The organism is Streptomyces sp. NPDC002536, assembly GCF_053594995.1.
Window position 1 is genome coordinate 47100 of record NZ_JBSFWU010000012.1, and the last position, 14640, is coordinate 61739.

Below are 14640 nucleotides of genomic sequence, written 5' to 3' on the forward strand. Positions count from 1 at the left end.
TCTCATGGACCTCACCTGCACCGCGGAGGAAGAGGGCTTCCGGCAACGGCTGCGCGCCTGGCTCGCGGACGCCCTGCCCCGGCTGCCCCCCGCACCGTCACCGGCCGACTGGCCCGGGCGGCGCGCCTACGACTGCGCCTGGCAACGGGCCCTGTACGACGCCGGATACGCCGGACTGCACTGGCCCGCCGACGCCGGCGGCCAAGGGGCCACCCCCGCCCAGCACCTGATCTTCCTGGAGGAGACCGAACTGGCGGGGGCACCCTACGTGGGCGCCAACTTCGTCGGTCTGCTGCACGCCGGCCCCACCATCGCCGCCGAGGGGACGGCCGCCCAGCGCACCCGCTGGCTGCCGCCGATCCTGCGGGGCGAGGAGGTGTGGTGCCAGGGCTTCTCCGAACCCGAGGCCGGCTCCGACCTCGCCTCCCTACGCACCCGCGCGACCCGGGACGGCGATGCGTACGTCGTCACCGGCAGCAAGATCTGGACCTCCCACGCCGAGGTCGCCGACTGGTGCGAACTGCTCGTGCGCACCGACGAGTCGGCCCCCCGGCACCGCGGGATCTCCTGGCTCGCCCTGCCGATGGATTCCCCGGGCGTCACGGTCCGGCCGCTGCGCACCCTGGCCGGCTCCGCCGAGTTCGCCGAGGTGCACCTGGACGAGGTGCGGGTGCCGCTCTCGTATCGCGTCGGAGCCGAGAACGACGGCTGGCGCATCACCATGGTCACCCTCTCCTTCGAACGCGGCACCGCCTTCGCGGGCGAGGTCGTCGCCTGCCGCCGCACCCTGACCCGGCTGGCCGGGAAAGCGAGGGAGAACGGCCGCTGGGAAGACCCTGCGCTGCGCCGCCGACTGGGGCGGCTGAGCGCGGAGTTCGGTGCACTGTGGCGGCTGGTGCAGTGGAACGTGAGCGCGGCTGGACACGCGCTGCGCAACGGCGGGAGCGGGGTGCCGGGCACCGGAGGCTCGGTGTTCAAACTGCGCTACTCCAAGGCCCGCCAGGAGCTGTACGACGCGGCCGCCGAGGTCCTCGGCCCTGCCTCGCTGGATGCCGCGCAGGAGTGGACCGCCCAGCGTCTCTCCTCGCTCTCGTACACGATCGCCGCCGGCACCTCCCAGATCCAGCAGAACATCATCGCCGAGCGCATCCTCGGCCTCCCGGGAGGACGGTGACGGCATCCATGGACTTCCGGCTGGACGACGACCAACGGGCCCTGCAGGCGGGCGTGCGACAGCTCCTCAAGCGGAGCTTCCCCCGTGAGCGGCTGAGGGAGGCGGTGGAGGCGGAGGGGGCTCAGGGTGTTCAGGATGCCCAAGGGGATCAGGGCGTTCAGGCCGTTCAGGGTGCTCAAGGCGCCCGGGGGAAGGTCGGCTGGTGGGGCGTCGGCCGGGTGTTGTGGCGGGAGTTGGGCGACGCGGGCTTCTTCGCGCTGCGGCTGTCGGAGGAGGACGGCGGCGTGGGCCTGGGGCTCCCGGAGGCGGTGCTCCTCTTCGAGGAGGCGGGACGGGCCCTGGTGCCCGGCCCGCTGGTCGCCACTCACCTCGCGGCCGGTCTGGTGCCCGGAGCGGCCGAGGGTGCCCGAGTGGTGACGGTTCTGACCGGCCCCGGAATGGCTGAACACCTGGACGTCGCAGACTCCGTGCTGCTCCTCGACGGTGCGGAGGCCCGGGTGATGGCGACGGACAAGGGCACCGGACCGCGGGCCCTGGCCGCCCAGGCCGTGCAGTCGGTGGACCCGTTGACATCTCTGCACGAGATGCGTCAGCTGCCCCCGCTCCCGGCAACCTGTGTGCTGCCAGGGGGAGATGGCGAACACCTGCGCAACGAGGCCGCCCTCCTGGCCGCCGCCCAGCAACTCGGCAGCGCTCTGCGCACGCTCGAAATGGCCGTCCTCCACGCCCGGTCCCGCCGGCAGTTCGGCCGCCCCGTCGGGGCCTTCCAGGCCGTGCAACACCTCTGCGCCCGCATGCTCGTGCGTGCGGAAATCGCACGCAGTAGCGTGTATGCGGCGTCACTGACCACGACAGCTTGCGATATCGCGGGAGCAAAGCTGCTCGCCGACGAAGCGGCTGTCCGTAATGCACGGGACTGCTTGCAAGTGCACGGCGGTATGGGTTTCACGTGGGACGCGGACGTCCACCTGCATCTCAAGCGGGCCTGGCTCAGGCGCGAGCAGTGGCGGACTCCGGCCGCCGCCGAGGAGGAGTTGGCCGCCGAGCTACTGGCCGGAGACGTATATGGCGCTGAGTAGTCGGGGTGCGGTGAAATGCCTGCCTTGCCATGGAAAAAAGATCACGCTGTGTTGATATCGAGTTGTGTTCCGCGTGTAACTCGTCACGGTGCGGAGTCGGCTCCACCCTCGGGTACTCTCCCTTGGATGCGAGTGGTTCAAAGGCGCAACCATCAAGGCGTTGTCGGCCGGACGATGTCCAACGTCGGCATGTGCCCAGCTCGCATCGGTGCGGGGAGCCCGGTTCCCCGGTGTTCGAAGCCTCGCGGCGCAGGTCGCACAGCGCGGGCGGCGCATACTCCTTTGCGCCGGAATATGCCTGAAGCGCTTGTTGAGGTAACTGTACGTCAACCATGCTGTCTTGGAAGGGCATCACGTTCTGTGACCCTTTGGAGGCGCGAGGTGTTGTGTCCGCCGGTTCGGGTGGTGTGAGCGGTGCAGATGCTTCAGATGCAGATGGAGGTACGGGCCGACCCCGCGGAAGTGGGGCGGGCTCGCAGGTGGGCGCGGTCGCGCCTCGCCGGGTCCGGCATAGGGGTCGACGAGCCGCTCGCCGAGACGCTGATCCTGCTGATCTCGGAGCTGGTCACCAACGCCGTGGTGCACACGGGTTGTCCGGCCGTGCTGCGGATGCTCTTCCCCAGCGCGGGCACCTCCGTGGGGGCGGTGCCCGGGGGGTGTCCCGGAACCGTCCGTGTCGAGGTGGCAGACAACAGCACCAGGCCGCCGCGGCAGCGCTGTGCCCGAGGTGATGACACGGGCGGGAGGGGCCTGGAGCTCGTCGACGGGCTCGCCGACCGCTGGGGTTGGCAGCCCGAGGGCGCGGGCAAGCGCATCTGGTGCGAGGTCGACCGCCCGGGACCGCTGTGGACTGGTGCTTTCGAGCCACAACACGCCGTGACAAATCGGGCGTAGTCGACAAAGTCCAGACCAGGTGTTGACGTGAAGTGTTCACGTGATCACCCTTGGATGCAGCGATTCGTTGCGAGGGGACGTCGAGAGGCCCGGGGATCCAGGGTTGCCTTGGCGAGTACGGGTCGCGGCCCGGCGCAACGACAGGGCTGAGGCGCCGGAGGCTGGGTGGCGGCGTGCGGTGCCGTGCTCGGGGTGTGCATCTGTACGCCGCCGTCCGCCCATGACTTGCGGCTCGCCCGCAGTTTGGCGCTTTCCGCTCGCGTTCGGTTGCCGCTGATGTGGCTGGTGCGGCCGGTGCCCTGTTTCTTCAGAGCACGGCGACCGGGGCGACAGGGGCTCCCGTTCCCCCGAGGAACGGTTCCGGTGCCGCCGACAGCAGGAAGGTGTGGCGCCGCTCCTCGACGCACGCGACGGAGAGCTCTTCCAGATTCCAGTTCTGGCCCTGCGGCATCCCCATCTCCACCAGGTGCAGGGCATGTACGGGCAGCCAGAGGTTCTCGATCTCAGGCGGGACGATCTCGAACGTGAGCGTGTCGTTGGCGACCGCGGCGACATCGCGGGCGTGGAACCAGTCGGGTGTGCGGACCGACAGCCCGGACGAAGGGAAGCCGTACGCCTCCTTGTTGCCCTCCAGGTAGTGCTGCATCTGGCCGGTCCGTACGAGGACGATGTCGCCCTCCCCGACCGTGGTGCCCGCCAGTTCCTCGGCAGCGTCGAGGTCTTCGGGAGTGACGGCATGGCCGCCGTCGAGCCGCTCCACCCCCTTGGCGCGGGCGACGTCGAGCAGGACGCCGCGGGAGACGACCGGCCCGGCCTTCTCGATGCCGCTGAAGGACGCACGACCGTGGGCGGTGACGGAATCCGCCGGGCGGCCGTTGTAGAGCCGGCCGCCGTGGGAGACGTGGGCCAGCCCGTCCCAGTGGGTGGCCGCCTGCAGGCCCATGGTCACCACGTCGTCGCTGGTGGCGACCGTTCCCGGGCCGAAGAGCTCCGCATTGACGGACGTCATGGTGTGCAGCGGATTGACCCTGCCGGGAATGAGGCCCGTCTGCACCCCGTCCTGCTGCAGGGGCAGCGCCAGCGGGATCCGGCGGCCGCTGGTCACGGTCGCGGCGGCTCTGCGCACGACATCGTCCGTGATCAGGTTGAGAGTTCCGATCTCGTCGTCCGCTCCCCAGCGCCCCCAGTTGTTGACCCGCTTGGCGATCTCGTGGAACTCGGGTGGCAGCGCCATGGGTTCCCTCCCGGCTCTTGTCTTCCCCGGCCCCCCTCTCCAGAATCTAACGGTCCGTCAGAAGCTGCGGGAAGGGGCGCACCGTGGGGAACTTCTTGGCAGGCAAGGTGGTTGCCGTCACCGGTGCCGGCCGGGGGATCGGCCGGGCCGTGGCCCTGGCGTGTGCCGCCGAGGGGGCACGCGTCGTCGTCAACGACTACGGGGTGACCGTCGACGGCGAAGAACCCGCCGGCGAGGTCGCTGCCGCCGTGGCCAAGGAGATCGAAGCGGCGGGCGGCGAGGCCGTGGCCGTCACGGACGACATCTCGACCATGGCCGGAGGGCAGCGGATCGCCGATATCGCCCTCGCCCGCTACGGACACTTCGACGGCGCCGTGTGCGTGGCCGGAATCCTGCGCGAACGCATGCTCTTCAACATGACGGAAGGGGAGTGGGACCCTGTCATCGCCACTCACCTCAAGGGCACGTTCACCGTCTTCCGGGCTGCCTCGGCCGCCATGCGGCGCCAGGGGAGCGGAACCCTCATCGGCTTCACGAGCGGCAGCCACCAGGGCAGCGTCGCCCAGGCCAACTACGCTTCCGCCAAGGGCGGCGTGATCTCCCTCGTGCGCAGCGCCGCACTGGGCCTCCACAAATACGGGGTGACCGCGAACTGCGTTGCCCCCGTGGCCCGTACGCGGATGTCCGCCAAGGTGCCGATGGAGCTGACGGAGATCGGCGAACCCGAGGACGTGGCCGCACTCGTCGTCTACCTGCTCAGCGACCGCGCCCGTGCCGAGGGAATCACCGGGCAGGTCTACACCGTGGCCGGTCCCAAGATCGCCGTGTGGGCGCAGCCCCGCGAACTGCGCGCCGCCTATGCCGAAGGCGGCTGGAGCCCCGAGAAGATCGCCGATCTCCTTCCGGGGACGGTCGGCACCGATCCGATGCCGCTCCTGGACCGGCTGCGGGCCATGGCCAAGGCGGCTGCGGCGGACGAGCGGCCCAACACCTAGGTCGCATACGGCGGTTCCCGCCCCCCCCGTTCCCCGCGGGTCGTATCGAAGGGAGACGGCATGGACTTCGCCTTCGGGCCGCAGGACGAAGCACTCCGGGAGGAGGCGCGGGCCTGGCTGGCCGAGCACCTCACCGAGGAGTCCGGGGCGCGCCCCCGCATCGGCGGCCGTGCCTGGGAACGTGAACTCGGCACCGGCGGGTGGATCGGCCTCGGCTGGGACCGCACGCACGGAACCTTCGGCAACCGGTCCGCCACACCGGCCGGACAGATCGTCTGGGCCGAGGAGTACGCCCGCGCCCAGGCGCCCGCCCGCCTCGGTCACATGGGCGAGAACCTGCTGGCCCCCACCCTCCTCGCCCACGGCGACGCCGACCAGCGCGCCCGCTTCCTCCCCGCCATCGCCCGCGGCGAGGAACTCTGGTGCCAGGGCTACAGCGAACCGGGCGCGGGGTCCGACCTCGCCGCCGTCCGTACGACCGCCACCCGCGCCGACGGCGGCCGCACCTATCGGATCACCGGCCAGAAGATCTGGACCTCCCACGCCCGCGAGGCCGACTGGTGCTTCGTCCTCGCCCGCAGCGCGGAGGGATCGCGGCGCCATCACGGACTCTCCCTGCTGCTCGTCCCCATGGACCAGCCCGGCCGGATCACCGTCCGCCCGATCCGGCAGATGTCCGGGGACGCCGGCTTCAACGAGGTGTTCTTCGACGATGCCGAGGCCCGCGCCGAGCACCTCGTCGGCGGAGAGGGCAACGGCTGGCGGGTCGCGATGAGCCTGCTCGCCCGGGAGCGCGGAGTGGCCACCCTCGCCCAGCAGATCGGCTTCGCGGCCGAACTGGCCCGGGTCGTCGGCCTCGCCCGGGAGACGGGCGCCGCAGCGGAACCGGTCATGCGCGACCGGCTCGTACGGCAGTGGGCCGAGTTGCAGAGCATGCGCTGGAACGCCCTGCGGAACCTCGGTGCGGGGGACGACCCCGGGGCGGGCGCAGCCGCCAAACTGCTGTGGGGCGGCTGGCACCGGAGGCTGGGCGAGCTGGCGATGCAGGTGCGCGGCGCGTCCGCCGCCCTCGGGCCGCGCGACTGGGATGCCGCGCGGCCGTACGAACTGGACGACCTGCAGCGCCAGTTCCTCTTCAGCCGCGCCGACACCATCTACGGCGGCTCGGACGAGATCCAGCGCACCGTCATCGCCGAGCGCGTGCTCGGCCTGACGAAGGAGCCCCGGCCATGACATCGGCGACACCGACGGCAACCGCCTACGGGCACTGGATCGGCGGCACGTGGCGTGCGCCGGGAAAAGGGCACTATCCAGTTGTCAATCCGGCGACCGAAGAGGTCGTCGGGGAGGCCCCGGAGGCGACTCCCGCCGAAGTCGCCGACGCCGTGACCGCCGCACGGGCCGCTCAGGACGGCTGGTCCCGTACGACTCCGCGGCAACGCGCAGCCGTACTGGACCGGATGGCGGAACTGATACTCGAACACAAGGAGGAGATCGTCCCCCTCCTCCAGGCCGAGACGGGTGCGACCCTGCGCGTCACCTCGGCCATGCAACTGCCCACGGCGGCCGAACGCTTCCGGCGCTATGCGCGAGGCGCCCTGGAACCGGACACCGTCCCGCTCGCGCCCCGGCCCGTCGCGGCGAGCCCGCTCGCTCCCGGCGGCCTCGTGGGCGCCGTGGCCGTACGCCGCCCCGTGGGCGTGGTCGGCTGCATCACCTCCTACAACTTCCCGGTCGTCAATCTCGCGGGCAAGGTCGCCCCTGCCCTGGCCATGGGCAATACGGTCGTGGCCAAGCCGGCGCCGCAGGACCCCCTGTGCTGTCTGCTCCTGGGCCCGCTCCTCCGGGAGGCCGGCCTCCCGGACGGTGCGTTCAACGTGGTGACCGGTTCGGGGCCCGCCGCCGGTGAGGCGCTGGTGGCCCATCCCGGCGTCGACATGGTCAGCTTCACCGGTTCCACCGCCGTGGGGAAGAAGATCGCCGAGGCCGCGGGGAGGTCGATGAAGCGCACCCTGATGGAGCTGGGCGGCAAGGGTGCTGCCATCGTCCTGGGGGATGCCGACGGAGCGGTGCTCAGGTCGGCGATCGGGGCGGTCGGTTCGGTCTGGTCCTTCCACAGCGGGCAGATCTGCACGGCGCCGGCCCGCGTGCTCGTCCAACGGGCGTTGTACGAACGGGTCGTCGCCGGTCTCCAACGTTACGCTGAGTCACTGGCCGTGGGAAGCCCTGTGGATAACTCCACCGCCGTGGGCCCGCTGATCTCCGCCGCCCAGCGCGACCGCGTCGAGGCGTACATCGCCGGCGCCCGGGCCCAGGGAGCCCGGATCGTCGTCGGCGGCACCCGCCCCGACCTGCGGCCCGGCTTCTACGTGGGGCCCACTCTGATCGTCGACGCCACCCCGGACATGACCGTGGCCCGCGAGGAGATCTTCGGGCCCGTCGTCGTCGTCCTCCCCTTCGACGACGAGGACGAAGCGGTGCACATCGCCAACGGAACCCCGTACGGGCTCCACGACTACGTCTTCGGTTCCGACACCGCCCGCGCCTGGGCCCTCGCCGCCCGGCTGCGCAGCGGAAACATCGGCATCAACACGGCTCAGCGGCACCCCGAGACCCCGTTCGGGGGCTTCAAGGGGAGCGGCGTCGGCCGGGACGGGGGCTCCTTCGGGCTGCACGCGTACAGCGAACTCCAGTCGGTCGTCTGGTCCTCCTGAGACCGCCGCCGCCAACTCGCGAGGACGAGAGGACAGTCGGGCATGAGAGGTGTCATCTTCGACGGGAAGCAGGCGCGGACGGTCGACGACCTGCAGGTCCGCCCGCCCGGGCCCGGCGAGGTCCTCGTCTCCGTGGCCGCCGCAGGCCTGTGCCACAGCGATCTGTCGGTCGTCGACGGGGTCATTCCGTATCCCGTCCCCGTCGTGCTCGGGCACGAAGGTGCGGGCGTCGTCGAGTCCGTTGGAACAGGCGTCACACATGTTGCTCCCGGCGATCACGTCGCACTGTCCACACTGGCCAACTGCGGCACCTGCCCCGACTGCGACCGGGGCCGGCCCACCATGTGCCGTGCCTCCATCGGCAGACCGGGCCGCCCCTTCTCCCGGCCCGGCGAGCGGCTGTTCCAGTTCGCCTCGAGTTCGGTCTTCGCGGAGCGCACGGTGGTCAAGGGGGTCCAGGCCGTCAGGATCCCGGCCGGCATGCCGATGGCCTCGGCCGCCGTCATGAGCTGCGCGGTGCTCACGGGAGTGGGCGCGGCACTCCGGCGCGCCCGGGTCGGGCCGGGCGACTCCGTGGTCGTCATCGGGGCGGGCGGCATCGGGCTCAACGTCCTGCAAGGGGCCCGTATCGCCGGAGCCTCGCCCGTCATCGCCATTGACGCCAACGCGGCGAAGGGCCCGGCGGCGCGGCGGTTCGGGGCGACGCACTTCGTCGACGCCTCCGCCGTCCCCGACACCTCCGCCGCCGTGCGGGAGATCCTCCCCTGCGGCGCCGACCATGCCTTCGAGTGCGTAGGCGACACCCGGCTCGTGCGGCAGGCGATCGGCCTCCTCGACCGGCACGGGCAGGCAGTGCTGCTCGGGGTGCCGTCCTCCGGCGCGGAGGCGTCGTTCCCCGTCTCGTCGATGTATCTCGACAAGTCGATCCTTGGCTGCCGCTACGGCTCGTCGCGGCCGCAGCACGACATAACGCTGTACGCACGGTGGTACGGCGAAGGACGGCTCCTGCTGGACGAGCTGGTGTCCGCCGTCTATCCGGTGGAGGACTTCGGGAAGGCGGCGGAGGACGTGCGCCGCGGAGCGGTGACACGGGCGGTGCTGTCCTTCCGGGAATGACGCGCCTGTACCTCACGGAATGACGCGTCCTTGTCCCCTGTCCTCGTCCCTTCCCTGCTTGTGCCGTCCCTCTCCCCGACTCGTCCGGCGGTCCTGACAACGTTCCGGCGACCTGCTGCGTCCTACCCCGGGAACCCGCATGTGATCCCTGCCGTGCCCTTGCACGGCAGGGTTTGCTGCGGCCGCCGTCCGAGCGCGCGGCCGGCTTGTATGGCCCGTATCGGGTCAAGCAGAACTATTCGGTAAGAATGGTCGCCCGGTCGACAGCCGGGCACGGTCTCGGAACGACCCCGCAGCGGAACCTCTCGGCCTCTGGGGGAATCTTTCTTGGAGAGAGGGGCGACATGACACAGCAGGCTGAGCCGCATGCCATACCCGACGAGGCGACAGAGGACGTCGCCCCGGGGACGACCCGTACGACCGCGCAGCAGGTGGCGCACCCGGACGGCTTCGGCGCAGCGTTCTGCGCATCGATGGCCGCGCTCTGTGCGGAGTCGGTGGTCGCTGCGACGGCCGGTGTGCTCGTCCTGCTGTCCCGCGAACACGACGGACTGCCCAGCGGAATCCTTCTGGTCGTCGCCGTGTCCCTGGGGGCTCTACTGCTCGTCGTCCTGCTCAGCGGGTTCGTCACTGCCGCCGCTGTGATGCCTGCACTGACGCTCGCCCGCCGGGCGGCCGAGCGCCGGGGCCGTCCCGGCGGGTGGAAGTGGACGCTGGGGGCCGTGCCGGTGGTCGCCGCCGGTGCGGTGGCCGTGTTCGGAGGCATCGCCGCACTCGGCAGCCTCTCGCTGGCGCACCCCCTCGCGTACCTGCTGTGGTGGTCGTCCCTCACCGCAGTCCTGCTGCCCGCCGCTCTGGTCGCTGGAGCGGCCGCCCGCCGGATCCGCGAGAACCGGCCCGGAAGCGTGGCCCGGAAGGTCACCCGCAACGGTGCGATCGCATGGCTGGCCGTTGGAGCGGTGGGTGCGACGGTCTACGGGACCGGTCTGGTGAACGTGTACGAGCCGCCCCGGCTCTCCGGGTCGGACCTTGCCGGCACCTGGACGGACGGCCGCGGCGGCACGGTCAGGCTCGAGACGCACGGCGCCCTGGTCGCCAAGGGGCTCGACAACTACGTGTGGGACGGTACGGGCAAGGACAAGCCGAAGGACTGCGACGGCTCCGGGACGTGGTCGCCCCTGCCGGGCAAGGGGCCTGTCCAGGGCGTCTCCATGCGGATCGGCAGCTGCGAGCTGGCCCGTGACTGGAGCCTCACCGGTACGGAGAAGAAGCCCCGGATCTTCCACGAGATCGGCAAGCCGGGCTCGGGCAAGAAGTACGTGCTGACCAAGGTCGTCAAGGGCGGGCACGGCGGCAAGCACGGGCACCGCGACAAGCACGGTGACACGGGCGAGCAGAGCGTCGGGACCGTGCACCGCGAAGAGAACGAGCATCACGGCGAGAGCGAGCACCATGGGTCGCAGGACAAGAAGTAAGGACAAGAAGTAAGGGCAGGAAGTAGCGGCAGGGTGCACCGATCCCGCCTCTCCTGCCTCTCCCGCGTCGTTCAGCGCTCGGTGGCGCGCAGCGTCCCGAACGCGCCCCTGTGGAAGACCAACGGCCCGGCGCCCGCAGCGCTCTCGTCCGCCCCCAGGGCCTCGACGCGCCCCACGACCACGAGATGGTCGCCGCCCGTGTGCACCGCGTGGACCGAGCAGTCGACCCAGGCCGGTACGTCCGCGAGCCTCGGCGACCCGGTGACGGGGGCGGGCTCGTGGAGCACCCCTGCGAACTTGTCGGCGTTCTGTGCGCTGCTGACCGCGAAACCCCGGCACAGCGCCTCCTGTTCGGCGCCGAGGATGCTGGCGCAGAAGACCCCCGCACGGGCGATGCGGGGCCAGGACGCGGAGGTCCGCGCCACCATGAACACGACGAGCGGCGGGTCGAGGGACAGCGAGGCGAAGGACTGGCAGGCGAAGCCGGCGGGCGGTTCGCTCTCCGTGCCGGGCGCCGCGATCACGGTGACGCCGGAGGCGAAGTGGCCGAGGACGCGCCGGAATTCGGCGGGATCCGGCGGAGGGGGCTCGTCCGCCCGCACGGCCCGGAGCTCCGGCCGGGGCAGTGGATCGACCGGCGGTGCCGCGGACGCCGGCGCCCCCTTCCGGCGCAAGTGGCGCACGGCGGCTGCGGCCATCCCCGCGTGTCCCATCATGCAGCCATTGAAAGTGACGCTGCGTCAGAGTGGAAGTCCTCTCGCCGCACGCCTCGTCACCGCCCCCGGTAGACGGGTCGGCGGCGTTCGGCGAAGGCGCGGACGCCTTCGGTTGCGTCCGCCGTCGCCGCATTGATCTCCTGGGCTGCCGCCTCGGCGGCGAACGCGGCGGTGCGGTCGGCGTCGAACGAGGCGTTGAGCAGCTGTTTCGTCAGGGCGAGGGCCCGGGTCGGCCCGGCCGCGAGCCGCTCGGCCCACGCCTGGGCCGTGCGGGCCAGTTCTCCGTCGGGCACGACGCGGTTCACCAGGCCGAATCGTTCCGCTTCGGCGGCGGACAGCGTGTCGCCGAAGAACATCAGCTCCTTCGCTCTCTGCAACCCCACCAGACGCGGCAGGAGATAAGCCCCGCCGCCGTCCGGCACCAGGCCGCGGCGGACGAACGCCTCGGTGAACCGGGCGGATTCGGCGGCCAGGACGAGGTCGCAGGCCAATGCGAGATGGACGCCGAGGCCTGCGGCGACGCCGTTCACGGCGGCGATCACGGGCTTCTCGCAGTCCAGGACCGCCGTGATCAGCCGCTGCGCGCCGTGGCGGATGGTGCGGGCCACGTCGCCCGGAATGCGCTCGGAGGGGGCTGCCGCCGCCGCGGAACGAAGATCGGCTCCGGAGCAGAATCCCCGGCCGGACCCGGTGATCACCACGGCTCCCACGGCCGGTTCGGCGGAGGCCCGGGACAAATGTGAAATCAACTGTTCCCGCTGGTCAGGGGTGATGGCGTTGAGGGTGTGCGGGCGGTTGAGGGCGATCCGGGCAACGCCGTTGTCAGTGGGGTGCAGTACCAATGACTCATCCGATGCGGAGGGGCCGGGGGGCCCTTCACGGGGGGAGAGGTTCATGGGGGAGCTCCTTGTCCTGCGGGCGGCCGGGCGCGGTCCGTTCGGGGATGTGTGTGCCGTGTCAGCGGCAGAGGACCAGCGCGTCGAGGGCCACCGCGCCCTGACCGTGGTCGAGCACCACGAGCGGGTTGATGTCCAACTCGGCGATCCCGTCACCTATTTCGAGTGCCATGCGCTGGACGCGCAGGACGGTCTCGACGAGGGCGTCCGTGTCGGCGGACGGGCGTCCCCGGACGCCGTCCAGCAGAGCCCGCCCGCGCAGTTCGCCGATCATCGCGCGGGCATCGCCTTCACCGAAGGGCGGTATGCGCACGGCCGTGTCGTCCAGGACCTCGATCAGCACGCCGCCCAGCCCCACGGTCACGGTGGGGCCGAAGGTCCGGTCGTGCGTGATGCCGACGGCCGTCTCGATGCCGCGCCCGACCATCTGGCAGACGAGGATGCCGTCCAGCGGAAGGTCTTCGAAGCGGGCGATGTCGGTGAGTTCGCGGTAGGTGTCCCGGACCTGGCTGGCCGAGGTGAGACAGATCCTGACCAGGCCGAGCTCCGATTTGTGGGCGAGCTGCGGTGCCGAGGCCTTCATGACCACGGGGTAGCCGATCTGGCCCGCCGCCCGGACGGCCGCCGCAGCGCTGGTCACCAGGTGTTCGCGGGGGACGCGTATGCCGTACGCCCGCAGGAGCTGCTTCGCCGCGTGCTCGCTGAGCTGCTCGCCCGGGCGCAGGAGGGCTCGTGCCTTGCCCGCCGAGGGAGAGGGGACGCGCGGTGCGTCGTCGAAGGGGGAGCGGTAGCCGGTGGTGAAGCGGTGGTGGCCGAGGTAGGCGCGGACGGCGGTGATGCAGTTCGAGAACGTGCGGAAGGTGGAAACGCGCGAAGAGCCGAGCAGGGTGGTGCGGTAGGCGTCCTCCGTGCCGACGGGGGATCCCCACACCACGCAGACCGGCTTGTCCGTCTCCTCCGCGGCGTCCACGAGGTCCTGCGCGAGCCGGTCACTGAGGGGAGGGAAGGGGCCGGTGATGGGACAGACGAGGACGCCGACGGACGGATCGGCGAGCAGCGTGTCGATGATCCTGCGGCCGCGCGCGTCGCCCACGGGATGGCCGCCGCAGTCGACGGGGTTGGCCACGCTCAGGTCCCCGGGTATCAACTGGTGCAGTTCGTCCTGTTTGGCGGGGGAGAGCGTGGGCAGGTCGAGGCCCGCCGCGCTGGCGAGGTCGGCGAAGTGGGCGCCCGTGCCGCCCGAGATCGCATATACGGCCACCCCGCCGGCCCGGGGCGGCCGGGCACGGGCGAGGAGTGCCGCGGTGTCCTGGAGCTCGTCCAGCCCGTCGACACGGATCACGCCGAACTGCCGCATGGCCGCGTCCACCACGTCGTCCGCTCCGGTCAGCTTGCCGGTGTGGGAGGCGGCGGTGCGGGCCCCGGCCTCCGTCCTGCCGACCTTGACGGCGACGACTGGCACTTTGCGGCGGGCCGCCCGGTCGGCCGCGAGGAGAAAGGAGCGGCCGTCCTTGATCCCTTCCACATAGGCGGCGATCGCGCCGGTCTCGGGCCGGCCGGCGAACCAGGAGATGAAGTCGGAGCACTCCAGGTCCGCCTCGTTGCCCGTCGGGGCCCAGTGCGAGAGCCGGATGCCCAGCTCCTGCAGGGCGAAGACGGGGCGGCCCTGGTGGCCTGATTGGGTGATCAGCGCGATGGCCGGTCCGTCCAGGTCGTCGCGGAAGCGCTCGAAGGCGTTGAGGTTGGTGTTGGGGCCGAGGAGCCGGGTGTCCGTGCCGCGGACGGCGGCGGCGAGCCGGGCCTGGGCCGCGGCTCCTTCGGCGCCGGCCTCGGCGAAGCCGGAGGCGAAGACGACGGCGAACCCGGCCTTGTGGTCGGCAAGTTCACGGACGCAGGGAAGGGGGTCGCCCACGAGTACGGCGGCGACGTCGACCGGTTCGGGCAGGTCCTGGACGGAGCGGTGGCAGGGGAGGCCGAAGACGGTGGCGCGCGTGGGGTGCACGAGGTGGATACGGGCGTCGACGCGCCCGGCCCAGTCGATCAGCTGCGCGGTGACGGTCCTGCCGGGGCGCCCCTCGGCGTCCGAGGCGCCGACGACGGCCACGGTCCGGGGCCGGAAGAGCCTTGCCAGATCGTGGACTTCGGCATGCAGTGGACGACCGCTGACGTCCGTCTCCCGCTCGTCGGCGGTGCCGTGGACGGCCGGTCCGGGGCGCTCGCCGCAGGCCGCCACGCGGGCCGGGCGGGAGGCGGTGGTGAGGGTGCCATGAGTCGATCCGAGCATCGTTCTCGCCCACTCCTGCTCGTTGGCCGATAAGCTGACGTGCAGTCAGGCTACAGATCTGAT

At 71.4% G+C, this 14640-nt stretch carries 12 protein-coding genes; 8 read left to right on the forward strand and 4 right to left on the reverse strand.

The window, feature by feature from the left end:
- Positions 1 to 4 precede the first annotated feature (4 nt).
- From ACWD4B_RS07050 to ACWD4B_RS07060, 3 genes are all read left to right on the forward strand, one after another.
- Positions 5 to 1174 carry an acyl-CoA dehydrogenase family protein gene (locus tag ACWD4B_RS07050; RefSeq protein ID WP_451419811.1) on the forward strand — a complete coding sequence of 390 codons (1170 nt, stop codon included), beginning with the start codon at positions 5 to 7 and terminating at the stop codon, positions 1172 to 1174.
- An 8-nt stretch (positions 1175 to 1182) separates the two neighbouring features.
- Complete coding sequence (locus ACWD4B_RS07055) at positions 1183 to 2253, forward strand: acyl-CoA dehydrogenase family protein (protein ID WP_451419855.1); 1071 nt, start codon at positions 1183 to 1185, stop codon at positions 2251 to 2253.
- 414 nt (positions 2254 to 2667) lie between these two features.
- Entirely contained in the window at positions 2668 to 3147 is a 480-nt protein-coding gene (locus ACWD4B_RS07060) for an ATP-binding protein (RefSeq protein ID WP_451419812.1), read from the forward strand.
- A gap of 307 nt (positions 3148 to 3454) precedes the next feature.
- Here ACWD4B_RS07060 and ACWD4B_RS07065 read toward each other — a convergent pair whose 3' ends face one another.
- Positions 3455 to 4381: a cyclase family protein gene (locus tag ACWD4B_RS07065; protein ID WP_451419813.1), complete on the reverse strand. Its 927-nt coding sequence runs from the start codon at positions 4379 to 4381 to the stop codon at positions 3455 to 3457.
- Between the two features lie 83 nt (positions 4382 to 4464).
- On the opposite strand from ACWD4B_RS07065, the gene ACWD4B_RS07070 reads away from it, so the two are divergent.
- From ACWD4B_RS07070 to ACWD4B_RS07090, 5 genes are all read left to right on the forward strand, one after another.
- Positions 4465 to 5376 (forward strand): SDR family oxidoreductase, encoded by a 912-nt coding sequence (locus ACWD4B_RS07070; RefSeq protein ID WP_451419814.1) that lies wholly within the window; start codon positions 4465 to 4467, stop codon positions 5374 to 5376.
- Positions 5377 to 5436: 60 nt separating this feature from the next.
- Positions 5437 to 6609, forward strand: coding sequence for an acyl-CoA dehydrogenase family protein (locus tag ACWD4B_RS07075; RefSeq protein ID WP_451419815.1), 1173 nt, complete (start codon positions 5437 to 5439; stop codon positions 6607 to 6609).
- Positions 6606 to 8090 (forward strand): aldehyde dehydrogenase family protein, encoded by a 1485-nt coding sequence (locus ACWD4B_RS07080; RefSeq protein WP_451419816.1) that lies wholly within the window; start codon positions 6606 to 6608, stop codon positions 8088 to 8090. Before ACWD4B_RS07075 ends, ACWD4B_RS07080 begins: the two co-directional genes overlap by 4 nt.
- Before the next feature lie 42 nt (positions 8091 to 8132).
- Positions 8133 to 9206 (forward strand): alcohol dehydrogenase catalytic domain-containing protein, encoded by a 1074-nt coding sequence (locus ACWD4B_RS07085; protein WP_451419817.1) that lies wholly within the window; start codon positions 8133 to 8135, stop codon positions 9204 to 9206.
- Positions 9207 to 9550: 344 nt separating this feature from the next.
- Positions 9551 to 10681: a hypothetical protein gene (locus ACWD4B_RS07090; RefSeq protein WP_451419818.1), complete on the forward strand. Its 1131-nt coding sequence runs from the start codon at positions 9551 to 9553 to the stop codon at positions 10679 to 10681.
- Between the two features lie 71 nt (positions 10682 to 10752).
- Here the strand turns inward: ACWD4B_RS07090 and ACWD4B_RS07095 are convergent, their stop codons facing one another.
- The 3 genes from ACWD4B_RS07095 to ACWD4B_RS07105 form a co-directional block, all read right to left on the reverse strand.
- A complete protein-coding gene (locus ACWD4B_RS07095) occupies positions 10753 to 11397 on the reverse strand; it encodes a flavin reductase family protein (protein ID WP_451419819.1) in 645 nt (214 codons plus the stop codon).
- A gap of 56 nt (positions 11398 to 11453) precedes the next feature.
- A complete protein-coding gene (locus ACWD4B_RS07100; RefSeq protein ID WP_451419820.1) occupies positions 11454 to 12293 on the reverse strand; it encodes an enoyl-CoA hydratase/isomerase family protein in 840 nt (279 codons plus the stop codon).
- A gap of 61 nt (positions 12294 to 12354) precedes the next feature.
- Entirely contained in the window at positions 12355 to 14577 is a 2223-nt protein-coding gene (locus tag ACWD4B_RS07105) for an acetate--CoA ligase family protein (RefSeq protein ID WP_451419821.1), read from the reverse strand.
- Positions 14578 to 14640: the final 63 nt, after the last annotated feature.

Coding starts and splice junctions, on each gene's coding strand:
- ACWD4B_RS07065 (WP_451419813.1), bottom strand. CDS start 4,381: ATGGCGCTGCCACCCGAGTTCCACGAGATCGCCAAGCGGGTCAACAAC.
- ACWD4B_RS07105 (WP_451419821.1), bottom strand. CDS start 14,577: ATGCTCGGATCGACTCATGGCACCCTCACCACCGCCTCCCGCCCGGCC.
- ACWD4B_RS07085 (WP_451419817.1), top strand. CDS start 8,133: ATGAGAGGTGTCATCTTCGACGGGAAGCAGGCGCGGACGGTCGACGAC.
- ACWD4B_RS07100 (WP_451419820.1), bottom strand. CDS start 12,293: ATGAACCTCTCCCCCCGTGAAGGGCCCCCCGGCCCCTCCGCATCGGAT.
- ACWD4B_RS07095 (WP_451419819.1), bottom strand. CDS start 11,397: ATGATGGGACACGCGGGGATGGCCGCAGCCGCCGTGCGCCACTTGCGC.
- ACWD4B_RS07080 (WP_451419816.1), top strand. CDS start 6,606: ATGACATCGGCGACACCGACGGCAACCGCCTACGGGCACTGGATCGGC.
- ACWD4B_RS07075 (WP_451419815.1), top strand. CDS start 5,437: ATGGACTTCGCCTTCGGGCCGCAGGACGAAGCACTCCGGGAGGAGGCG.
- ACWD4B_RS07090 (WP_451419818.1), top strand. CDS start 9,551: ATGACACAGCAGGCTGAGCCGCATGCCATACCCGACGAGGCGACAGAG.
- ACWD4B_RS07050 (WP_451419811.1), top strand. CDS start 5: ATGGACCTCACCTGCACCGCGGAGGAAGAGGGCTTCCGGCAACGGCTG.
- ACWD4B_RS07055 (WP_451419855.1), top strand. CDS start 1,183: ATGGACTTCCGGCTGGACGACGACCAACGGGCCCTGCAGGCGGGCGTG.